General features: G+C 62.0%; 18 protein-coding genes, 1 tRNA gene and 1 riboswitch. Of the genes, 10 read left to right on the top strand and 9 right to left on the bottom strand.

Annotated elements, in window-relative coordinates; genetic code table 11:
* Nucleotides 1-99: 99 nt before the first annotated feature.
* Nucleotides 100-975: an ATP-binding protein gene (locus CN933_RS26765; protein ID WP_102762918.1), complete on the bottom strand. Its 876-nt coding sequence runs from the start codon at nt 973-975 to the stop codon at nt 100-102.
* A 340-nt stretch (nt 976-1,315) separates the two neighbouring features.
* Between CN933_RS26765 and yajC the strand changes: the two genes are divergently transcribed.
* The 5 genes from yajC to CN933_RS26730 all read left to right on the top strand — a co-directional run bounded on the left by yajC (nt 1,316) and on the right by CN933_RS26730 (nt 6,879).
* Nucleotides 1,316-1,648: a preprotein translocase subunit YajC gene (gene yajC / locus CN933_RS26760; RefSeq protein ID WP_011975343.1), complete on the top strand. Its 333-nt coding sequence runs from the start codon at nt 1,316-1,318 to the stop codon at nt 1,646-1,648.
* 164 nt (nt 1,649-1,812) lie between these two features.
* Complete coding sequence (gene secDF / locus CN933_RS26755) at nt 1,813-4,389, top strand: protein translocase subunit SecDF (protein ID WP_018097722.1); 2,577 nt, start codon at nt 1,813-1,815, stop codon at nt 4,387-4,389.
* 2 nt (nt 4,390-4,391) lie between these two features.
* Nucleotides 4,392-4,778, top strand: coding sequence for an Mth938-like domain-containing protein (locus tag CN933_RS26750; protein WP_018097721.1), 387 nt, complete (start codon nt 4,392-4,394; stop codon nt 4,776-4,778).
* A 21-nt stretch (nt 4,779-4,799) separates the two neighbouring features.
* Nucleotides 4,800-5,642 (top strand): phytoene/squalene synthase family protein, encoded by an 843-nt coding sequence (locus CN933_RS26745; protein ID WP_018097720.1) that lies wholly within the window; start codon nt 4,800-4,802, stop codon nt 5,640-5,642.
* Nucleotides 5,643-6,423: 781 nt separating this feature from the next.
* Nucleotides 6,424-6,879 (top strand): hypothetical protein, encoded by a 456-nt coding sequence (locus CN933_RS26730; protein ID WP_018097719.1) that lies wholly within the window; start codon nt 6,424-6,426, stop codon nt 6,877-6,879.
* Between the two features lie 34 nt (nt 6,880-6,913).
* Here the strand turns inward: CN933_RS26730 and trmFO are convergent, their stop codons facing one another.
* The 3 genes from trmFO to CN933_RS26715 all read right to left on the bottom strand — a co-directional run bounded on the left by trmFO (nt 6,914) and on the right by CN933_RS26715 (nt 9,016).
* On the bottom strand, nt 6,914-8,332 hold the full coding sequence (gene trmFO / locus CN933_RS26725) for a methylenetetrahydrofolate--tRNA-(uracil(54)-C(5))-methyltransferase (FADH(2)-oxidizing) TrmFO (protein ID WP_018097718.1): 1,419 nt from the start codon (nt 8,330-8,332) through the stop codon (nt 6,914-6,916).
* A gap of 92 nt (nt 8,333-8,424) precedes the next feature.
* Nucleotides 8,425-8,568, bottom strand: a complete 144-nt coding sequence (locus CN933_RS26720; RefSeq protein ID WP_003529520.1) for a DUF1127 domain-containing protein — start codon at nt 8,566-8,568, stop codon at nt 8,425-8,427.
* Between the two features lie 304 nt (nt 8,569-8,872).
* Nucleotides 8,873-9,016, bottom strand: coding sequence for a DUF1127 domain-containing protein (locus CN933_RS26715; RefSeq protein ID WP_003529522.1), 144 nt, complete (start codon nt 9,014-9,016; stop codon nt 8,873-8,875).
* A gap of 1,142 nt (nt 9,017-10,158) precedes the next feature.
* Between CN933_RS26715 and CN933_RS26705 the strand changes: the two genes are divergently transcribed.
* Nucleotides 10,159-10,243: transfer RNA gene (locus CN933_RS26705), tRNA-Leu, on the top strand.
* 174 nt (nt 10,244-10,417) lie between these two features.
* Nucleotides 10,418-11,893, top strand: a complete 1,476-nt coding sequence (gene tig, locus CN933_RS26700; protein WP_018097716.1) for a trigger factor — start codon at nt 10,418-10,420, stop codon at nt 11,891-11,893.
* A gap of 228 nt (nt 11,894-12,121) precedes the next feature.
* Here tig and gcvP read toward each other — a convergent pair whose 3' ends face one another.
* The 3 genes from gcvP to gcvT are packed head-to-tail and all read right to left on the bottom strand — an operon-like array spanning nt 12,122 to nt 16,504.
* Nucleotides 12,122-14,986 (bottom strand): aminomethyl-transferring glycine dehydrogenase, encoded by a 2,865-nt coding sequence (gcvP, locus tag CN933_RS26695; RefSeq protein ID WP_018097715.1) that lies wholly within the window; start codon nt 14,984-14,986, stop codon nt 12,122-12,124.
* Nucleotides 14,986-15,348, bottom strand: a complete 363-nt coding sequence (gene gcvH, locus CN933_RS26690) for a glycine cleavage system protein GcvH (protein WP_003529528.1) — start codon at nt 15,346-15,348, stop codon at nt 14,986-14,988. Before gcvH ends, gcvP begins: the two co-directional genes overlap by 1 nt.
* Before the next feature lie 16 nt (nt 15,349-15,364).
* A complete protein-coding gene (gene gcvT / locus CN933_RS26685) occupies nt 15,365-16,504 on the bottom strand; it encodes a glycine cleavage system aminomethyltransferase GcvT (RefSeq protein ID WP_018097714.1) in 1,140 nt (379 codons plus the stop codon).
* 142 nt (nt 16,505-16,646) lie between these two features.
* A riboswitch (glycine riboswitch) is annotated at nt 16,647-16,734 on the bottom strand.
* 156 nt (nt 16,735-16,890) lie between these two features.
* Here gcvT and CN933_RS26680 point away from each other — a divergent pair.
* Nucleotides 16,891-17,286, top strand: a complete 396-nt coding sequence (locus CN933_RS26680; protein WP_018097713.1) for a hypothetical protein — start codon at nt 16,891-16,893, stop codon at nt 17,284-17,286.
* A gap of 92 nt (nt 17,287-17,378) precedes the next feature.
* Nucleotides 17,379-18,362: a DUF1775 domain-containing protein gene (locus tag CN933_RS26675; RefSeq protein ID WP_018097712.1), complete on the top strand. Its 984-nt coding sequence runs from the start codon at nt 17,379-17,381 to the stop codon at nt 18,360-18,362.
* A gap of 24 nt (nt 18,363-18,386) precedes the next feature.
* Here CN933_RS26675 and CN933_RS26670 read toward each other — a convergent pair whose 3' ends face one another.
* Nucleotides 18,387-18,752, bottom strand: a complete 366-nt coding sequence (locus CN933_RS26670) for a hypothetical protein (protein WP_018097711.1) — start codon at nt 18,750-18,752, stop codon at nt 18,387-18,389.
* A 955-nt stretch (nt 18,753-19,707) separates the two neighbouring features.
* Complete coding sequence (locus tag CN933_RS26665; protein ID WP_018097708.1) at nt 19,708-19,866, bottom strand: hypothetical protein; 159 nt, start codon at nt 19,864-19,866, stop codon at nt 19,708-19,710.
* Between the two features lie 186 nt (nt 19,867-20,052).
* Here CN933_RS26665 and CN933_RS26660 point away from each other — a divergent pair, with 186 nt between their 5' ends.
* Nucleotides 20,053-20,691, top strand: a complete 639-nt coding sequence (locus CN933_RS26660; RefSeq protein WP_102762917.1) for a glutathione S-transferase family protein — start codon at nt 20,053-20,055, stop codon at nt 20,689-20,691.
* Nucleotides 20,692-20,744: the final 53 nt, after the last annotated feature.

Genomic DNA, 20,744 nt, shown 5'->3' with positions numbered 1-20,744 from the left:
GGCACCGGTCGCTTCCGGCTTATGCGCAAACCGAAAGCGCCGCGTGTCTGGCAAGACGCGCGGCGCTTTCGCGATCACGCCGGCAGACGGCAAGTGCGATTACGCAGGAGCGTCGAGCTTTCTGCGCAGGCGACCGGCCAGGTCCTGGATGAATTGCCAGGCGACGCGGCCGGACCTCGACCCTCGCGTCGTCGCCCATTCAAGAGCCTCGGCATGCAGCGCTTCCGGCTCGAGAGGCAATTTGAAGTACTGCGCATATCCGTCGACCATCGCCAGATAGTCGTCCTGGCTGCATTTGTAGAAACCGAGCCAAAGCCCGAAGCGGTCGGACAGCGACACCTTTTCCTCGACGGCTTCCGAGGGGTTTATGGCGGTGGATTGCTCGTTTTCCATCATGTTGCGGGGAAGCAGGTGTCTGCGGTTGGACGTCGCATAGAGCAGAACGTTTGCCGGCCGCCCCTCGACGCCTCCGTCGAGCACCGCCTTCAGCGACTTGTAGGAGGTATCGTCGTGGTCGAAGGAGAGATCGTCGCAGAAGACGATCACGGGCATCGGCGCCGCCTTCAGGATTTCCATCAGCACGGGCAGGGTGGCGATATCCTCCCTGTGGACTTCGACGAGCTTGAGTGCGTTTCCGGTGTCCTGGGCGACCTTTGCGTGAACGGCCTTGACCAGCGACGATTTGCCCATCCCGCGGGCGCCCCAGAGGAGCACGTTATTTGCCGGATAGCCGTCAGCGAAGCGAAGCGTGTTGTCGAAGAGAATGTCGCGGACGTGGTCGACGCCGGTAATGAGCGTGAGATCGATGCGATTCGGGTTCGGGACGGGCTGCAGGTGGCGTGTGGCCGGTGCCCAGACGAAACACTCCGCCTCATGCCAGTCGTTGACGGCATATGCCGGTCCGGCGATGCGCTCCATCGCGGCCGAAAGCTTCTGTATTTCGTTGAGCAGGACGTCGATCTTGCTTTCGGGCATTTCATCTATCTCCGGCAGGCTGGATTTCGAACATGGGCGGCCGACCCGCGCGATAACGGGCGTGCGCCGGCTTAACCCAAATCCTTGAATCGCCGCGACGTTCATCCTCCGGTCGAATCCGTTGAAGCTGCCGCCGGCGGCGTTTTTCTCGGTAGCACGGCGGTTTGCGCTGGAAAAGACCGGCAGCCTGCAACCAGGGGGTTCTCCTGCTGCGGAATTTGTGCCAGAGGCAGGAGAAACGGGGAAGTGTACCGACGATTTGCGTTACGGGACGGCTTGCCTATATTCCGGCAGGTTTGCCGCGGGGGCAAGCGCGCAATTTGAACTCAAGGAGTGATCGATGTTTATTACCGAAGCTTTCGCGCAGACGGCGGCCCCTGGGGGCGGCGGCGCCGATATTCTGATGTCCATCCTGCCATTCCTGCTGATTTTCGTGGTGATGTATTTCCTGATCATCCGACCGCAGCGGGCGCAGATGAAGCGCCGCGAAGAGCTCCTGAAGAACATCCGGCGCGGCGATCAGGTCGTCACCGGCGGCGGCATCGTCGGCAAGGTGACCAAGGTCGTCGACGATACGGAGCTCGAGGTGGAGATCGCCGAGGGCACCAAAGTCCGCGTTGTGCGCAGCGGCGTATCCGAAGTTCGCGTGAAGGGCGAGCCCGTCAAGGAATAACTCCGGCGGGGGAACGTGAAGAAGCGTGCGCGGCTTTGCCCGCATACCGCGCTTGCTATCGGCATCGATCACGGTTTGATTTTGGTCCGACGCGAGGTCAAAATCACCGTGGTTAGGGCAAGGGCCGCGACCGGCAGAGACCGGCGGTTGGAGCATTTCGAAATATGCCCAGGTTGTCGCCGTTCAAGAACATTCTCATCTGGCTGGTCGTTCTTGCGGGCCTCGCCTTCGCACTGCCGAATCTCCTTTCCAGAGAGCAGCTTGCCGACTGGCCGACCTGGCTGCCGCATCGGCAGGTGCCGCTCGGGCTCGATCTCAGGGGCGGTTCCCATATCGTCCTGAAGGTCAGCCGCGAAGACATCGTCGCGGAACGCCTGCAATCGACCATCGACACGATCGCCGATGCCCTGAGACAGGCGGATATCCGCTATACGGGGCTGTCAGGAAGCGGGCAGAGCCTGCAGTTTCGTCTCCGCGATGCAACGAAAGCACCAGCGGCACGCGACGCGCTGAAGGCGTTGGTCGCCCCCGTTCGAAAGGGCGGATTTTTCGGGAGTTCCATACAGGAACTGGTCTATGAGGGAAGCGCGACCAGCGACACGCTTCGGCTTCGCCTGACGGACGAGGGCATAGATCTCAGGGTCTCAGATGCCGTCGCCCAGTCCATCGAGGTCGTGCGCCGGCGGGTCGGCGAAGTCATCGCGGTCGTGCCGATCATAGAGCGTCGCGGCGGTGACCGGCTGAGCGTGCAGGTCCCCGGTCTGGACGAGCCGCAAAGATTGAAGGATCTCCTCGGGCAGCGAGGAGATGTCGCCCTGAAGTGGCTGGATTCCTCGATGCCGGCACAACAGGCCGTGGATACGAGGCCGCCTGCGGGGTCCGAGGTCCTCTATTCGCTGGACGATCCACCAATACCCTACCTGGTCGAGAGACATGCCTTTGCTGCGGCACCGGACTTCGTCGAGGCGCAGCCGGGCTTCGATCCGGCAACGAGCGAACCTGTCGTCAATGCAAGGATTACTGCCGGGGCCGCCGCACGGATCGCGCCGGTCCTGCAGTCGGATCCACGGAAGCAGTTCGCGATCGTGCTCGACGGGCAGGTTATCTCGACGTCCGTTCTAGACGGCGCGCTTTCCGGTGATAGCGTCCGGATTGCCGGAAATCTCTCGGAGGACGGGGCGAACGACCTTGCCGCCCTGATGCGTGCCGGCCCGCTTCCCGTTTCGCTGACCGTCATCGAAGAGCGTACCGTCGGTCCCGAGGACGGCGCCGACGCGGTGGCAAACGGCCTCACGGCGGGCCTGATCGCGGCCATTGCCGTCGCCGCCTGTATGATTGGCTTCTACGGCTTCTTCGGTGTCGTCGCCGTCATTGCCGTCATCGTCAACGTCGTGCTGATCATCGCGGTCCTGTCCGTCACCGGCGCCACGCTGACATTGCCCGGAATTGCCGGGATCATCCTCACGATCGGAATTGCGGTCGACTCGAACGTTCTCATCTATGAGCGGCTGAGGGAAGAAGCGCGTACCAGCGGTAAACCCTTGCGAAGGGCGCTGGACGACGGATTCGAGCGCGTCTTGAGGAGCATCGTCGATGCGAATCTGACGATATTCATCGCGGGCGTAATCCTCCTCTATCTCGGGTCGGGCGCTATTCGGGGTTTTGCGGTTACGCTTGCCATCGGCAGCGTCACCACCATTCTGACGGCGCACAGCCTGACACGCCGCCTCATTCGCGGGTGGTATCGCCGCCGCCTGCCGCGGCGTCTGCCGCGCGGCATCCGGACGGGATTTTTCAGTCGGGCGGACTTCCGTTTCATGGCGATCCGCAATCCGGTCTTCATTCTGATGACAGCATTGTCGCTCGCTTCGCTGGTTCTCCTGACGAGCCTCGGGCTCAACATGGGAGCAGATTTCAGGGGCGGCTCCGTCATCGAATTGAGGGCACGGACCGGCGTCGCCGATGGTGCCGACATCCGTGCCCGTCTCGATGAATTGAACCTCGGAGACGTTCAAGTCGAGGAACTTGGATCGGCGCGAGACGTTCTCGTCCGTATCCCGTCGCAGGAAGCCGGCGACAATGCCGAGCAGACGGCCGTCGGGCTGGTTCGCTCCGAACTCGAGGATCAGTATGTCTTCCGGCGTGTCGAGGTGGTTGGCCCCGGGGTTTCCGGCGAGTTGACGAGGGCAGGGTCGCTCGCCGTTGCCGCAGCCGTGCTGGCCGTGCTGCTTTACGTGTGGCTTCGCTTCGGCCGGCGATTTGCCGTCGGAGCCATTGTCGCGACCTTGCATGATGTCCTGCTGACGCTCGGGTTCCTCGTCGTGACGGGCATCGAATTCAATCTCGCCAGCATCGCAGCGCTGCTGACGATCGTATGCTACTCGCTGAGCGACACCATGGTGATTTATGATCGAGTCCGGGAGAATCTGGTGCGCTATCGAAGGATGCCGCTTTCCGTCCTGATCGACACGTCGATCAACCAGACCCTGTCGCGGACCGTCCTGACCGCCTTGACGACGCTCCTTGCTCTCGTTGCGCTGTATCTGTTCGGAGGCAGTGGTCTCGTCCAGTCCTTCAGCGCGACACTCATATTCGGTGTGCTTGTGGGCACCGTGTCCTCGATCTATGTCGCGGGACCGCTGCTCATCCTCTTCAATCGCCGAAACAATCGTCTTGGAGGCACGGAGGATCCGGCGGACCGGGATGCCTCGTCGGAGACGGAAGCAAAGGGTGCGGTGTGACCATGGCAAAAGGGATCGAAATGCGCGAAGCGCACTTTCCGGGACGCGCGCCTGTCGACGCCTACGGCAATGGCGGCTTCCGCTTCGCCGACATGTCGCATCGCGGGTCGGTTCTGATGTTGCCTTCCGGCATCTACGCCTGGGACGTTGTCGAAGGCGACGTGCTCGCGGTCGCGAAATTCCAGCGCATCTTCGATGAGGCGCGTGACGTCGAGGTGCTGCTCGTCGGCACCGGCCGGGAAATCCGCCCTTTGCCGGGAGACCTGAAGGAGGCGCTCAGGGCCGCCAACATCTCGTCCGATCCGATGAGCACGGGGGCGGCGGTGCGGACCTATAACGTGATGCTGGCGGAATCGCGGGCCGTCGCCGCGGCATTGATCGCGGTGTGAGGCGTTCGAAGGAAACCCTGCGTGCAACAGTCCGATGATCAGATTCTCGCAACCTTGCGGGACACCGACCGCGATCGCTACCTGGCCTGTCTGCTTTCTCCTGCAGAGAAGCGCCACTCGCTCGCGGCGCTCTATGCCTTTTACGCGGAGATCGCCCGTGTCCGCGACACGGTCAAGGAGCCGCTCCCCGGCGAGATCCGGCTGCAGTGGTGGCGTGACATTCTCGAAAACCAGCAGTCGGACGGCGCGGGGCATCCGCTGGCCGAAGCGCTCCTGCGTTGCATCCGCGAGCATCACCTTCCTGTCCGCGTTCTGCAGGACATGATCGATGCACGCATTTTCGATCTTTACGACGACCCGATGCAGGACAGGGCGGCGCTGGAGGGCTATGCCGGTGAAACCGCATCGGCGCTCATTCAGCTTTCATCTCTCATCCTGGACCCCGAAAATGCTGCGAAATCATCAGACGCAGCCGGTCATGCCGGGGTTGCTCAGACGGTCGCCGGTCTCCTGCTGCTTCTGCCGGTTCATACCGGGCGTGGCCAGGTCTATCTTCCTGCCGAGCTTTTGAGCGCAACGGGCCTCGACCGGGAAACGCTTCTTGCCGGAACCGACGAGAGTGCGATCGAAAGGGCCGTTCGCGCCTTCTGCGGCCTCGGTCGCGATCATCTCGCCAAGGCACGTGAAAGTGCAGGCGCGATCTCCGCCCGGAATTTCTCCGCTTTCCTTCCCGTGGCCCTGGCCGAACCGGTGTTCGATCGCGCGGAGGCCGCCGGAGTACGAATCCTCCGTCAGCCACTGCGGCCGCCGCAATGGCAGCGGCAATGGCGGATGTGGCGGGCGAGCCGGCGCCGGCAGTTTTAGACGAAGGCCCGCTGAGATACCCGCCGCCGCTTGTTGATCGCCTCATCCCTGTGACGAGCACAGGATGAGGGTGGAGAGGGTGCGGTCCCTAGGCGCGTTTCATAAACCGTGAAGATAGCGAGGCGGCGCGGACGGTCCCGGGTCACGCCCGTATGCAGCGTCCCGTTTCGCTTCGATGTAGTAGCCGCACATCCCCGGCCCTCATTCCTGTGCTTGTCACAGGAATCCAGTCAGCCCAAGTCCTTGGGCTGAAAGAACGCTTCCCGCGCCGCAGACGCGGCGCTGCTGGATCCCTGTGACGAGCACAGGGATGAGGTGGAGAGGGCGCGCTCCTCGGCGCGTTTCATAAACCGTGAAGATAGCGAGGCGGCGCGGAGGGCCCCAAGTCACGCCCGTATACCACGTCCCGCTTCGTTTGGACGCGAGAATGTAGACGTGACCTTTCATTGCGTGACAGGTTGACCGTTCCCTCGCATATTCGTAACGGAGTTGTATTGGCCGCACATCCCCGGTCCCTCATTCCTGTGCTTGTCACAGGAATCCAGCCAGACCAAGTCCTTGGGCTGAAAGAACTCTCTCCGCGCCGCAGACGCGGCGCTGCTCTCACCCCGTGATGAGCACAGGGATGAAGGAGGAGAGATTGCAGTCCTTCGAAAAGTGCTACAGCGCCCGTCTTGGACGAGGATTCATTCGCTAGGCGCTCGCCCGTCACGCTGGCGCAAGTCTCGCGGGATATGACCCTTCTCAATCGAAATCCCGTCGCGATCAAGGGACCCACGCGATGCTTTGGTTACTGCTCCTGGTGGCGATCGCCGCCGTCTGCGTGTTTTATATTCGGATGAACGCACGCGCCGAGCGCGACGCCGACAATCCTGATGCCGGGTCGGCGATCGTGGAATTCGGCCGGGCATTCCCGGACGAAGCGATCCGGGCGCTGCATTCGACCGTCGACAGAACGGCGATCTTCCTGCGTCTGCACGATGGCAAGGCCGGATTCATACAATCGCACGGCACGCATTATGTCTGCCACGTCATTCAGCCCGGCAAGGTGCGGGTCAACACGTCCGAGAGTGGGCGCGGGCTGATTGTCCACTTCCCGGATTTCGCCTATCTGGACAACGCTTTCGAATTTCGGACGGCTGCCGAGGCAGCCGAGGTTTCGCTCTGGCTGCTCGGCACCTTCAGTCCGAAATCGGAGTTGGAAGCACCGGGTGACGCGGCGCAGGGTCTGGACTGACCGGCTGAATCCGCAACGGAGTTCTCGTCGCTCGTCAGACGGCGTTGCCGAGCCAGCTTGCGCAATCGCTCAGCGCGCGTGACGCCATCGCCTGCTTCTTGGCGAGCGCCTTCTCCTTTCCACGGAAGCGTTTGGCACCCTCCGGCCTCGTCAGGGCGCCCGGTTCGAGCGGCGGAAACAGTCCGAAATTGATGTTCATCGGCTGGAACGAGCGCTTGCCCGGTTCGTCGTCGGAGACGATGTGGCCGCCGGTGATGTGATTGAGGAGAGCACCGAAGGCCGTGGTCACCGGAGGTAGGACGGGTGAGGCGCCTTTGCGTTCCGCCGCGGCGAAGCGGCCCGCCAGGAGGCCGATGCTCGCGCTTTCCACATAGCCCTCGCAGCCGGTTATCTGGCCGGCAAAGCGCAAGCCCGGACGTGACTTGAGCGTCAGCGAATTGTCGAGGAGCGTCGGCGAGTTGATATAGGTGTTGCGGTGCAGGCCGCCGAGCCTCGCAAACTCGGCGTTTTGGAGCCCCGGAATCATCCGAAAGACTTCGCCCTGCGCGCCGTATTTCAGTTTCGTCTGGAACCCGACCATGTTGTAGAGCGTGCCGAGCGCGTTGTCCTGCCTAAGCTGAACCACGGCATAGGGCTTGACCGAGGGATTATGGGCGTTGGTGAGGCCCATCGGCTTCATCGGCCCGTGACGCAGGGTCTCGCGGCCGCGCTCCGCCATGACTTCGATCGGGAGGCAGCCGTCGAAATAGGGTGTGCCTTCCCATTCCTTAAAGCCGGCCTTGTCTCCGGCGATGAGCGCATCGACGAAGGCGTCATACTGCTCCTGTGTGAGCGGGCAGTTGATATAATCCTTGCCCGTGCCGCCCGGGCCGACCTTGTCGTAGCGCGACTGATGCCAGCAGATATCCATGTCGATCGTGTCGGCATGGACGATCGGTGCGATGGCGTCGAAGAAGGCCAGGGCATCGGCGCCGGTCTCCGCGCGGATCGCCTCGGCGAGGGCCGGTGCTGTAAGCGGGCCCGTCGCAATGATGGCGAGATCCCAGTCCTTCGGCGGCAGGCCCCCGACCTCTTCCCGCAGAACCGTGATCAGCGGGTGGTCTGCGATCGCTGCGCTGACGGCCTCGGCAAAGCCTTCGCGATCGACGGCGAGCGCACCGCCTGCGGGCACTTGGTTGAGATCGGCGCATCGCATGATGAGCGAGCCCGCAAGACGCATCTCCGCATGAAGCACGCCGACGGCATTGCTGGTCGCATCGTCGGAGCGGAAAGAGTTCGAGCAGACGAGTTCGGCGAGGCTCTCGGTCTTGTGCGCATCCGTGCCGCGCACGCCGCGCATTTCATGCAGGATGACCGGCACGCCCGCTTCGGCGATCTGCCAGGCGGCTTCCGACCCGGCGAGGCCGCCGCCAATGATGTGGATGGGCGAATGGGAGGACGTCGTTTTGTTCATGGGCGGCTTCCTACCACAGGCATCCGTCGCTTCCAAGAAACGAAAACGGCGCCCGAGGGCGCCGTCTTCAAGCCAAGCAATGCTCGATCCGATTAACGGAAGGAGCGAGCCGCAATGTTGCGGATGTCGTAGCGGGTAATGCCGATATCGTTCAGAGCGTGGTTGGAAAGGCTGCCCAGCTCGGCAACGGTACGGCGGTAGTTGATCCAGCTTTTTGCAATGCGAATCGGGTTCATGGTCGTTTCCTCAAGAAGATCGCTCGCGACAGTGATTGTCTGCGTCGTTGAGGTTCTTATACGCTCGTCTAACTGGAAGATGGAGTGCAAAGTAGATGCATCTGCTATGCATTTGTGCAGTGCATCGATCATTTCGTGGGCATGCATCTCGGCCGGTCCGAAAATGCGCCATCGATTAAGTTTCGGTTAAGTTGCTTTTGCAGGGATTGCTGCACGAGATCAGAACGACTCAACAGAATAAAAAAACGCCCGCCGGAGAACCGGAAGGCGTTTGAACGGCCATTATCTGGCGAAAGCTTGATGCTTACTTGATTGCCTGACGGGCAACGTAGGGGATGTCTGCGCGGCCGATGCCAAGGTCAGTCAGCTCACGGTCGCTCATGCGGCCGAGCTCGTTGCAGGTCTGACGATACTTGCGCCAGTTATTGAAAGAACGTGCGAGGTTCATGATCCTATTCCTTTCTAGGTCGTTCGCCAGCGCTCTATCTCTCTTGCTGGCCGTCATCTTATGAACCGGAATATAATCGGTTTGAGCCAGGATTACAGAGCTAATGCTGCATCGCACCCATGCGCGGCGTGCAAAGCTTTTCGGTGGCATTAACCAGAGCTTAACCTTTTGTTGCCGATGCCGGCCTCTTGCGCATTTCCAGACCGTTCCAAAGACCTTGGCGGTCTATCAGAGCGCGCGGCACGTAGTGCGATTCTCGGAGCAAGGGAGTTGGCAGAAATAAACAACGCCCGCTGGGGGAGGAGGTCCAGCGGGCGTTGCTTGATCTGATTGGCAACCGGGAGGAGGAGTGTCGCCAATCCGTATCGGGCGCGCTGGGAGGAGGAGTGCGCTGCCCGATCGATGATTGGAATATAGGCCGAACCCCCGGATTCTGCTAGGGGCCGCCCGGAATGGCACCTATGCAAATGGTGCATGGCTCAAGCGTCGGACGATCGCAAAATGCCGAAATAATGGGCAGACGGAGGTGCCGTACGGAATATCTGAGGGGAAAATGACGCCCGTCGGGGGGAGGAGGACCGGCGGGCGTCATAAATGCGATTGGCAACCGGGAGGAGGAGTGTTGCCAATCCTATCGAAGCGGCGATGGGAGGAGGAGTGCGCTGCTTCGAATTCTGTCGAGCTCAGGCTCGGATCTTCGCGGGATTTCCCGCTGCGGGCGATCATGCCCGCCGGCGTCCACTCGGCTATCACCGCGGCGCTTCGTTGATCTGGAATATAGTGGCCTTAAATCGATTTGTGCAGTGCAATGTCCACATGGAAGATATGCGGATTGCGCAACGCGGATTGCCGTTCGCCGTCCCGCCGATGGAGGGCGAGGATCCAGTAGCTGTCATGCGGTGGAACGCAGCATCACGTTTCTGCCGGCATCCTTTGCTAAGGAGCCTCGAGCTGCCCGTTCGAAGCCGTGGCTGCGAGCGGGCAACGGGCGCGAGCATTTTCCCTTTGATCCGATGAAAACGAGTGTTATAGAGACGCCGCGCTCGGGAGCCCTGAACCTTTCGCATGGCCCAAGAATATCCGCGGCATTCCGCTGATGAGATCTTGTGAGGAATGCGATTGGGCGGTGCGGTCGTCTGAACGCGGGTATGGTGAAATTGGTAGACACGCCAGATTTAGGTTCTGGTGCCGCAAGGCGTGGGAGTTCAAGTCTCTCTACCCGCACCAGGACGATATAGCAGTCACGCGTCGGTATTCGGCGCTGGGAGGGCCGGCAAGGCGCCATTTTGCTTGCAAAGCGGTCGGAATTGCGTAAAGCCACTCCCGGCAAATGGATCGGCTCACGTGCTCGCCTAGCCTTTCAAGGGAAGAGCACTGTCAACGTGAAGTGAAGGTTTTAACATGCAGGTTATCGAAACGCTCGCTCAAGGGCTGAAGCGCGAACTCAAGGTCGTTATCCCGGCCGACGAAATGCAGGCTCGGATGAACGAGCGCCTCGTCGAAGTGAAGGATCGTGTTCGCATCAACGGCTTCCGTCCCGGCAAGGTGCCGGTTGCGCACCTCAAGAAGGTTTACGGCAAGTCGATCATGGCCGATCTCGTCAACGAGATCGTTCGTGAAAAGCCGACGGAAATCCTCACGAGCCGCGGCGAAAAGTCGGCCACCCAGCCCGAAATCGCGATGACCGAGGACGAGGCAGAAGCCGACAAGATCCTGAGCGCCCAAGCCGATTTCGAATTCACGGTCGCCTACGAAATCATTCCGCCGATCGAACTCAAGGATGCAAGCGGCATTAAGGTCACCCGTGAGGTCGTCGACGTCAGCGAGGATGAAGTCAACGAGCAGATCCAGCGCATCGCCGAGAGCGCCCGCACTTACGAATCGAAGAAGGGCAAGGCTGCCAATGGCGACCGCGTCACGGTCGACTATCTCGGCAAGGTCGACGGCGAAGCCTTTGACGGCGGCAAGGACGAAGATGCGGAGCTCGTGCTCGGGTCCAACCGCTTCATCCCGGGCTTCGAGGAGCAGCTTGTCGGCGTAAAGGCCGGCGATGAAAAGACCATTACGGTCACGTTCCCGGCCGATTATCCGGCAGCCAACCTTGCCGGCAAGGAAGCAACCTTCGACATCACCGTCAAGGATGTCGCTGCCGCTGCCCCGATCGAGATCAACGACGAGCTGGCAACGAAGCTCGGCCTCGAATCCGTCGACAAGCTGAAGGAAATCGTGCGCGGCCAGATCGAAAGCCAGTTCGGCTCGATCACCCGCCAGAAGGTCAAGCGCCAGCTTCTCGATCAGCTCGACGAACTCTATCAGTTCGATACGCCCGAGCGACTCGTCGATGCCGAGTTCGAGAACATCTGGCGCCAGATCAACACCGACCTGCAGCAGGCCGGCAAGACCTTCGCCGATGAAGACACGACGGAAGAAGAAGCGCGCGCCGAATATCGCAAGCTCGCCGAGCGTCGCGTCCGCCTCGGCCTGGTTCTCTCCGAAATCGGCGAAAAGGCCGGCGTCCAGGTCAGCGATGACGAGATGCAGCGTTCGCTGTTCGAGCAGCTGCGCCAGTTCCCCGGACAGGAAAAGGAAATCCTCGAATACTTCCGCAACACGCCCGGTGCTGCCGCCTCGTTGCGCGCACCGCTCTTCGAGGAGAAGGTTGTCGACCACCTGCTCACCGAGGTTTCGGTGACCGACAAGAAGGTCTCGAAGGAAGAGCTGACGGCTGACGACGAAGCCGACGAAAAGCCGGCCAAGAAGACGGCCTCCAAGAAGAAGGCGGCCGCCAAGGCCGAAGCCGGCGAGGGCGAAGAAGCCGCCGCGCCGAAGAAGAAGGCCCCGGCCAAGAAGAAGGCTGCGGACGAGAGCGCCGAGTAATCGCATCTCTCAAGGATAGGAAGAGGCCGCCTCCGGGCGGCTTTTTCTTTTTTAGAGGAACCGTTGGTGAACCCCTCTAGTCTAAGGCCTTGAAATTACCTTCCCGACCGAAAACCGCTGCACACTTCTCCTGGAAATGCTTAGACCAGCAAAAAGCCCGGCTTAGCCGGGCTTTTTGACGTAGCAGGCAGGCGCGGCCCTTGAACCGCACCCGATCGGATCACATCGTCATTCCGCCGCTTCCGCGTAGCTCTCGATCGGCGGGCAGGTGCAGACGAGATTGCGGTCGCCATAGACATTGTCGACACGGTTGACCGGCGACCAGTATTTGTCCACGCGGAAGGCGCCTGGTGGGAAACAGGCCTGCTCGCGCGAATAGGGCCGGTCCCAGTCGCCGACGAGGTCCTCGACCGTATGCGGCGCGTTCTTCAGCGGATTGTTGACCTTGTCCATCCGGCCGTCCTCGATGGCGCGGGCCTCTTCGCGGATTGCCAGCATGGCGTCGCAGAAGCGGTCGAGCTCGGCCTTCGTTTCCGATTCCGTGGGTTCGATCATCAGTGTGCCCGCGACCGGCCAGCTCATCGTCGGCGCATGGAAGCCGCAGTCGATCAGGCGCTTGGCGACGTCGTCGACCGTGACGCCGGCGCGTTCGGCGAGCGGACGGGTGTCGACGATGCATTCATGCGCGACCCGGCCTTTCGCCGACTTGTAGAGCACGTCATAAGCACCCTTCAGCCGGGCGGCGACGTAATTGGCGTTGAGAATCGCGACCTTGGTCGCTTGCGTCAGGCCTTCGCCGCCCATCATCAGGCAGTAGCTCCAGGAGATCGGCAGGATCGAGGCCGACCCGAACGGTGCGGCGGAAACGGCGCCCTCGTGCCCGTCGGTCTGCGGGTGTCCCGGAAGGAAGGGGGCGAGATGCGACTTGACGCCGATCGGGCCCATGCCGGGACCGCCGCCGCCATGCGGAATGCAGAAGGTCTTGTGCAGGTTCAAATGACTGACATCCGAGCCGATGTCGCCGGGGCGGGAAAGGCCAACCATCGCATTCATGTTGGCGCCGTCCAGATAAACCTGGCCGCCATGCTTATGCACGACCTCACAGACCTCGCGGACGTTCTCCTCGAACACGCCGTGCGTCGAGGGATAGGTGATCATGCAGCAGGAGAGGGAGTCCGCATACTGCTCCGCCTTGGCGCGGAAATCGTCCATGTCGATCTCGCCGGCGTCGCTTACCTTGACGACCACCACCTTCATGCCGGCCATTTGCGCCGAGGCCGGATTCGTGCCGTGCGCCGATGTCGGTATCAGGCAGACGTCGCGATGTGCGTTGCCGTTGGCGATATGGTAGGCGCGGATCGCGAGCAGCCCGGCATATTCACCTTGGGCGCCCGAGTTCGGCTGCATCGAGATCGCATCATAACCGGTGATCGCGCAGAGCTTTTGCGACAGGTCTTCGATCAGATGCTGATAGCCGAGTGCCTGGTCGGTCGGCACGAAGGGATGGATTTCCGAAAACTCCGGCCAAGTGATCGGCAGCATTTCCGCTGTCGCGTTGAGTTTCATCGTGCAGGAGCCGAGCGGGATCATTGCGCGGTCGAGCGCAAGATCGCGATCGGCGAGGCGGCGCATGTAGCGCGTCATCTCGCTCTCGGCGCGGTTCATGTGAAAGATCGGATGGGTGAGATAGGCGCTGGTGCGCAGCAGTTCCTGCGGCAGGCGGTAGTCCGGTTCGAATTCCTCGACCTTGAAATCGCCGCCGAAGGCGCGCCAGACGGCCTCGAGCGTGACCGGCCGAGAACGTTCGTCGAGACTGATGCCGATCCTGGTCGTTCCGATCTTGCGAAGGTTTACCTCCTCGGCCACGGCGGCTTTGAGGATGATGCCCTGCAGCTTGCCGACTTCGACGGTGATCGTATCGAAGAAGACATCCGGTTCGACGGTATAGCCGAGCTTTTCCAATCCCATGGCAAGCCGCACCGTCTTCTGGTGCACGCTCTGGGCGATCGCCTTTAATCCGTCCGGACCATGGAAGACCGCATACATGGAGGCCATGACGGCAAGCAGTACCTGCGCGGTACAGATGTTCGATGTCGCTTTCTCGCGCCGGATATGCTGCTCACGGGTCTGGAGCGACAGCCGGTAGGCGCGGTTGCCCCGTGCATCGACCGACACGCCCACGAGGCGGCCGGGCATGGAGCGCTTGTAGGCGTCCTTGACCGCCATATAGGCGGCGTGGGGACCGCCGTAGCCGACCGGCACGCCGAAGCGCTGGGTAGAACCGATCGCGATGTCGGCGCCCATTTCCCCCGGAGACTTCAGAAGCGCCAGCGCCAGCGGATCGGCTGCGACGGCGGCGATTGCACCCTGCTCGTGGAGCTTGGCGATCAGGCCCGAGAAGTCGCGGACATGGCCGTAAGTGCCGGGGTACTGGAAGATCGCGCCGAAGACGCCGGCAGCGTCCAGATCCTCGAAGGGATCGCCGACGACGATCTGCCAGCCGAGCGGCTCCGCCCGGGTCTTCAGGAGCGCAATCGTCTGGGGATGGCAGTTCTCATCGATGAAAAACGCCTTCGCCTTGGACTTTGCAACGCGCTCCGCAATGGCCATGGCTTCGGCTGCTGCCGTCGCCTCGTCGAGCAGCGAGGCGTTCGCGACGTCCAGCCCGGTCAGATCGCAAACCATGGTCTGGTAGTTGAGCAGGGCTTCCAGCCGCCCCTGACTGATTTCCGGCTGATAGGGCGTATAGGCGGTGTACCAGGCCGGGTTCTCGAGGATATTGCGCTGGATGACCGGCGGGGTAATGGTCCCGTAGTAGCCCTGACCGATCAGAGACACGAGCTTCCGGTTGCGGTTCGCCGTCTGGCGCAGCTTGTCGAGTGCCTCGCGCTCCGTCATCGGCTCGCCCCAGGCAAGCGGCGTCCGCTGGCGGATCGACGGCGGCACGGTGTCGTCGATGAGCGCGTCGAGACTGGGATAGCCGACGACCTTCAGCATCTCGTCCATCTCGGCCGGCGAAGGGCCGATGTGACGTCGATTGGCGAAGTCGTAAGGCTTGTAATCGGTAAAGGTAAAGTCCTTGGGCATGCTCATCAGGCGACGAACTCCTTGTAGGCCGCTTCGTCCAGGAGCGCATTGGCAGCGTCCGGATCGGCGAGCTTCAGTTTGAAGAACCAGGCCGCGCCTTGCGGATCGCTGTTGACGAGCGACGGATCGTCGACGATCGCCTGATTGACCTCGACGATTTCGCCATCAAGCGGACAATAGACGTCCGATGCCGCCTTGACGGACTCGACCGTCGCGGCCGAGTCGCCCTTGGAGAAGCTGGCACCCGCTTCCGGCAGCTCCACGAAGACAAGATCGCCGAGCTGGCCCGCGGCATGCTCGGTGATGCCTACGGTCGCGACGTCGCCGTCGATCTTCAGCCATTCGTGTTCCTCGGTGAATTTCAGCATACGCAGGTTCTCCTGATCAGCGTTTGTAGGTTTGTTTGATGAAGGGCAGGGCAGTGACGGCGATGGGCAGGTATTTGCCGCGCACCTCTGCGAACAGTCTGGTGCCGATTTCGGCGTGCTCGGCGGCGACATAGCCCATGGCGACCGGTCCATCCACGCTCGGTCCGAAGCCGCCGGAGGTGACGGTTCCTGCCGCCGTCCTGCCCTCCGCATCGGCAAAGAGATTGGCATTGCCGCGCACGGGCGCCCGGCCTTCGGGCCTCAGGCCGACACGCCGCCTGGAAACTCCGTCCGTGAGCTCGGCCAGTATCCGGCCGGCGCCCGGAAAGCCGCCGGCGCGCTCACCGCCGGCGCGGCGGCTTTTCTGGAGGGCCCATTCGAGGCCCGCTTCGATGGGGCTCGTATTCGTGTCGATATCGTTGCCATAGAGACAAAGCCCCGCTTCGAGGCGGAGCGAGTCGCGCGCGCCGAGCCCGATGGGCAGGACGTCGGGATGTTCGAGCAGGCGCTGCGTCACATCCACAGCCGCGTCGGCGGGAATGGAAATCTCGAAGCCATCCTCTCCGGTGTAGCCGGAGCGGGAGATGATACAGCTCACGTCGTGAAGGTCGGCTTCGGCGACATCCATGAAGCGCATCGACGCGACGTCCGCCCACAGCTCGCACAGAACCGCTCCGGCCCGGGGCCCCTGAAGGGCGATCAGGGCACGGTCTGTCAGCATGGTCACGTCGCAGGCGCTGCCGAGACCGTCCTTGAGATGCGCAAGATCGGCATCCTTGCAGGCCGCGTTGACGACCAGAAAGAGATGATCGCCGCGATTGACGATCATCAGGTCGTCGAGAATACCGCCTGCGGCATTGGTGAAGAGGCCGTAGCGTTGCCGGCCCTCCCGGAGGCCGAGCACATCCGCCGGCACGAGCTTTTCGAGCGCCAGCGCCGCGTCCTCGACTTTTCCCGATTTCGGCCGCACGACGATCTGCCCCATGTGTGACACGTCGAAAAGGCCGGCGGCGGCGCGGGTATGCAGGTGCTCCTTCAATACGCCTTCCGGGTACTGGACCGGCATGTCATAGCCGGCGAAGGGCACCATGCGCGCACCGAGCGAAAGATGCAGCGCGTGCAACGGCGTGTGTTTCAAGGTGGAAACGTCTTCCAAGTCCGGCCTCCAGGTCTGGCGCGTCTTCGCGCCGGCTCACAATACCGGCGTCATGCGCCGACAAATTCGAGCCCCCTCTGTCCCTTTGCCTGAGATTGTTATCCCTTCGGCGAGCGCGAACGCTTCTCTCCAGAGTCCTACCGGCACCTTGCTGGTCCTTTGGCCTGAGAGTTTCCGGGGCGGTTGCTCCTTCGGCACCGGATCGAACCGGTTTCTCCCAACAAGGTCGAATCCAGATAACGGCGAAGGCCGGATTTTGGCAAGGGCCTATGTCGCGACCAAACATATTTTTGTCGCCCTGGCTTCATCCTCCGCGACCGGTGCGGCAAAATCGGCCTTTGCAATTTTCCTGGGCAGCGGATAGGGAAGACCGAAGAGAGGTGGCCATGACGGGGCGCGAGCGGAAATGGGGAATTGGGGTGCGGCTGCTCGCAGCCTTCGCACTCCTATTCCTGTCCTTCGCTCATAAGCCAGCCCTTGCGAAAGCCATCGGCCCGGCGATCTCCGCCGAATATCTTCTCCCCGACGGCACCTTCGCCGATATCTGCTTCGGCACGGGCGGCGTCGATCATGACACCGGCCACGGCAAGTCGTCGTCATCGGCTCCCGTTTGCGAAGCGTGCCGGCTCGCCGCCTCCGTGCTCCTGCCGGCGGCGCCCGATGAAAGCTCGACGGCCGAAAACGGCAACTGGATTGCCGGAACGCCGATCGTCGCCGCCGAGGCGGTGCTTCTGCCCCTGCGCCTGTTGCCGCCACCGCGCGGTCCGCCGGCCCAACCGTAGATCTCCTCGAATCCAACCCAGAGTTTCTTGCGCCGCTATGCGGCATTGACCCACGAAGGCCGCGTTCCGGCACGTGGTTCGGAGATTACGACATGAACAAGATCAGACTTTCCTTGCTTGCCACCGGCCTCACAGTTGCCGTGGCCGGTCCCGCCCATGCCCATGCGACATTCGAGACGGATAGTGCGCCGGCCGAAACGACCGTCAACGCCACCCTTCAGGTGCCGCATGGCTGCGACGGCAAGGCGACGACCGAAGTACGGGTGCAGTTGCCGGAGGGGTTCGTCTTTGCCAAGCCCCAGCCGAAGCCCGGCTGGGAGCTGGAGATCATCAAGGGCGACTACCGGAAGACCTATGACGATCACGGCACCAAGGTTTCCTCCGGTCCGCTGGAAATCCGCTGGAAAGGCGGCAACCTTCCCGACGAACATTACGACACCTTCGTCATGCGCGGGAAACTCGCGGGTTTCGACAAGGAGACCGTGCTTACCTTTCCGACGACGCAGCTTTGCGGCGCCGACGGCAAGGTGGTCTGGGATCAGGTGGCGGCGGAGGGCCAGGACGCCCATTCCCTCGAGCATCCGGCGCCCACGATCACCGTCACCATGGCGACAGGCGGCGATGAGCACTCCGCTCACGCGGGGCATCATCAGTCCGCGGCCGAAGCGGTCAAGGTCGGCGACCTCGAGATCTCGGGCGGAGCCGTGAAGGCCATGCTGCCCGGTGCCAAGGTCGGCGGCGGCGGCTTCGTGGTCAGGAACGACGGCAGTGCCGACGACCGCCTGCTTGCCGTCGAGAGCCCGGCCGCGGGTCGAGTCGAACTTCACGAGATGACGATGGAGAACGACGTCATGAAAATGCGCAAGCTCGAGGACGGGATCGCCGTTCCCGCCGGTGAAGCAGTCGAGCTGAAGAACGGCAGCCTGCATCTCATGTTCATGGAGGTGAAGAAGCCCTTTGCCGAGGGCGACATGGTGCCGGTGACGCTTACCTTCGAGAAGGCCGGCGAGGTCGACTATGTCCTGCCGGTCGGCACGGCGGCGGGCAGCGCTCATTCCGGGCATAGCCATCAATAGCTGCCGGCGTGAACCTTGATCGGTTCAGGTTCCCTGAATGAACCGGTCGAGCATGTCGGTGAGCGCAACTTGCTCCGGTTCGTCGCCGGCAGGTCCATCTTCCTGCCGGCGATCTTCTTCGCGGCCGTCTTCGTCCTCCGCGTTTTCGAGATAGCGGCGAAGCGTTTCGGCCTGCGTCTGTTGCGGCAGACGGCGCTCTGCGCCGATCAGCATGAGGTGCAGCGGCAGCGCGCTTCTGATCTTCGGGACCGGCGCCTGCTCTTGGCCGCGCGCGGAAAGCAGTGTGATTGCCTCGTCGACAGGTCCATCGCTACGCAGGCGTGTGGGCGGCTTCAATGCGTCCGCCGCATAGGCCGCCGTCGTCGCGGAGATGGTAACGACCTGGGTCATCCTGTCAGTCCTCGGGCACGATAATCCTTTCCTGTGCCAGACTGCGATTGCGAGCAGGTGAAATCGGGTGATCGAATTTTAAGAAAATCGTAACGATTCGAGGGCTGCGGGCTGAACGTTGCGCAATTTTGTGTACCGTCGGTTGAACGGTATGTACAATCGCAGCCGTAACCGAGAACCGGCGCGGCTTCTGCGCCGGCAGGAAATTTAGTTCATAAAAGTCATATTGAAGAAGGTCACTCACGAAAGGACGTAAATCAATGCGCGCGATCGTATTGTTGTTGGCGATCTTTGTTCTCAGCGCGTGCTCGCAAACGGGAAGGCCCAGCGCCGAACGGTATTATGCGGGGGAAGGCCAATACTATACCGGCGTCGTACCCCCGACGCCTTTCTGAAGCATGTCGCCCAGCCCTACAGCGGCTTTAAGAACGACAGCATGAAGCGAAGCCCGAAACGCGGCGCACGAACTCGTTTCAGTCGCGTAGGAAGAGGGCTGTCGCGGTGCGCCTCACGGGAGGCGCCCGCGCACCGCATGTCCCAACTTCGGCCGGCAACTGGTCGCAGAAGTTGCAGATCGACAGGTTTGGAATTGATCCGGCGCGAATGGCAGAATATCAATGGCCGTCAAACTGTTAGGAAAGGTATGGGGGCCTATGCGCAAGATCGTGTTGTTGCTCGCACTCGCCACGCTGGCGGCGTGCTCGCACACCGGGGACCGGGTGGTCGGCGGTGACGGGGATTACTATCACGGTCTAATCCCGCCGAGGTGATCGCCTCCGAGATCATCGTCACCTCTGCGCGGCCAAATCCAATGCGACCCAAGCGGCGGCGGCTCGCAACGGCAAAACGGAGGCGCTGCGACTGTGCCGCCTCCGTCAGGGGAACCGGTTAATCCACACCTTGAAAACATAGGCGGCTGCGAAATTCCGCGAGCTTCCCTGGCCGGTCCAGGTGCTTAATAGCCTACGCGAACACCGCCGGGGCTCGCGGCGCTGAAATTGGGAACCGGATTCGGTCCGTACCATTGAGCATAGGTCGTGTTGTTTCCGCCGGTGCTGGTGCACCCCGACAGGACGGCAAGCGCCAATAGGGCGGTCAAATATTTGAGGGACATGAACTCTCCGATTCTGCTTCGTCAGACGCGCATAAATTGCGGTATCCCGAGGCGGCAGTCCATCGCTTTCACATTGACTCCTTTGCTTTTTCCTTCGTGAGACGAACGCTGCCGCGTCTCGTCGCATCGATGCCGCGAAGGCCGGCTACATCTTAGGACGAAATATTGATGCAAGGGGAGGATGCAATGACGGAAAGACCGCGCCTGTTCGGAGCGGACTACAGTGTCTACGTGCGGATCGTGCGGCTGGTGCTGGCCGAGAAGGAGATCGGCTACGAACTCGTCCCCGTCGACATCTTCGCTTCCGAGGGGCCGCCACCGCACTACCTCGAGCGACATCCCTTCGGCCGCATTCCCGCCTTCGACCATGCAGGCTTCAGGCTTTATGAGACCGGCGCGATAGCGCGCTATGTCGACGAGGTATTCGAAGGGAGGCAGCTTCAGCCCCTCGATCCACGGGAACGCGCCCGCTCCAACCAGATCGTCAGCATCGCGGACAACTACGCCTATCCCGCTTTGGTCTGGGGGATCTACGTCGAGCGCGTCTCAAAGCCGGCAAGCGGCGCAGTTGCCGACGAAGCGGTATTCGCTGCAGCGCTGCCGAAAGCAAGGACCTGCCTGAAGGCGATGTCCGATCTCATGGGGGCGTCGCCATGGCTCGCAGGCGAGACCATGTCGCTCGCCGACCTCTATGCCGCCCCGATATTCGATTATTTCCTAAGGGCGCGGGAGGGGCAGGAGATGCTCCGGGAACATGAGAATCTGGCTGCGTGGTGGGCGCGGATGTCGGTGAGGCGCTCGATGGAGGAGACGCGGCCGGCCTAGTCCGAGTTTCCTCTTCCGTGAAGCCCGCGGATAGAACAGCTCAATGCCGATCG

The sequence above is a fragment of the Sinorhizobium sp. M4_45 genome, assembly GCF_002885915.1.
In the GTDB taxonomy this organism is placed as follows: domain Bacteria; phylum Pseudomonadota; class Alphaproteobacteria; order Rhizobiales; family Rhizobiaceae; genus Sinorhizobium; species Sinorhizobium meliloti_A.
Note: the sequence above shows the minus strand (reverse complement) of the source record. Positions and strands in the feature narration are given on the sequence as shown.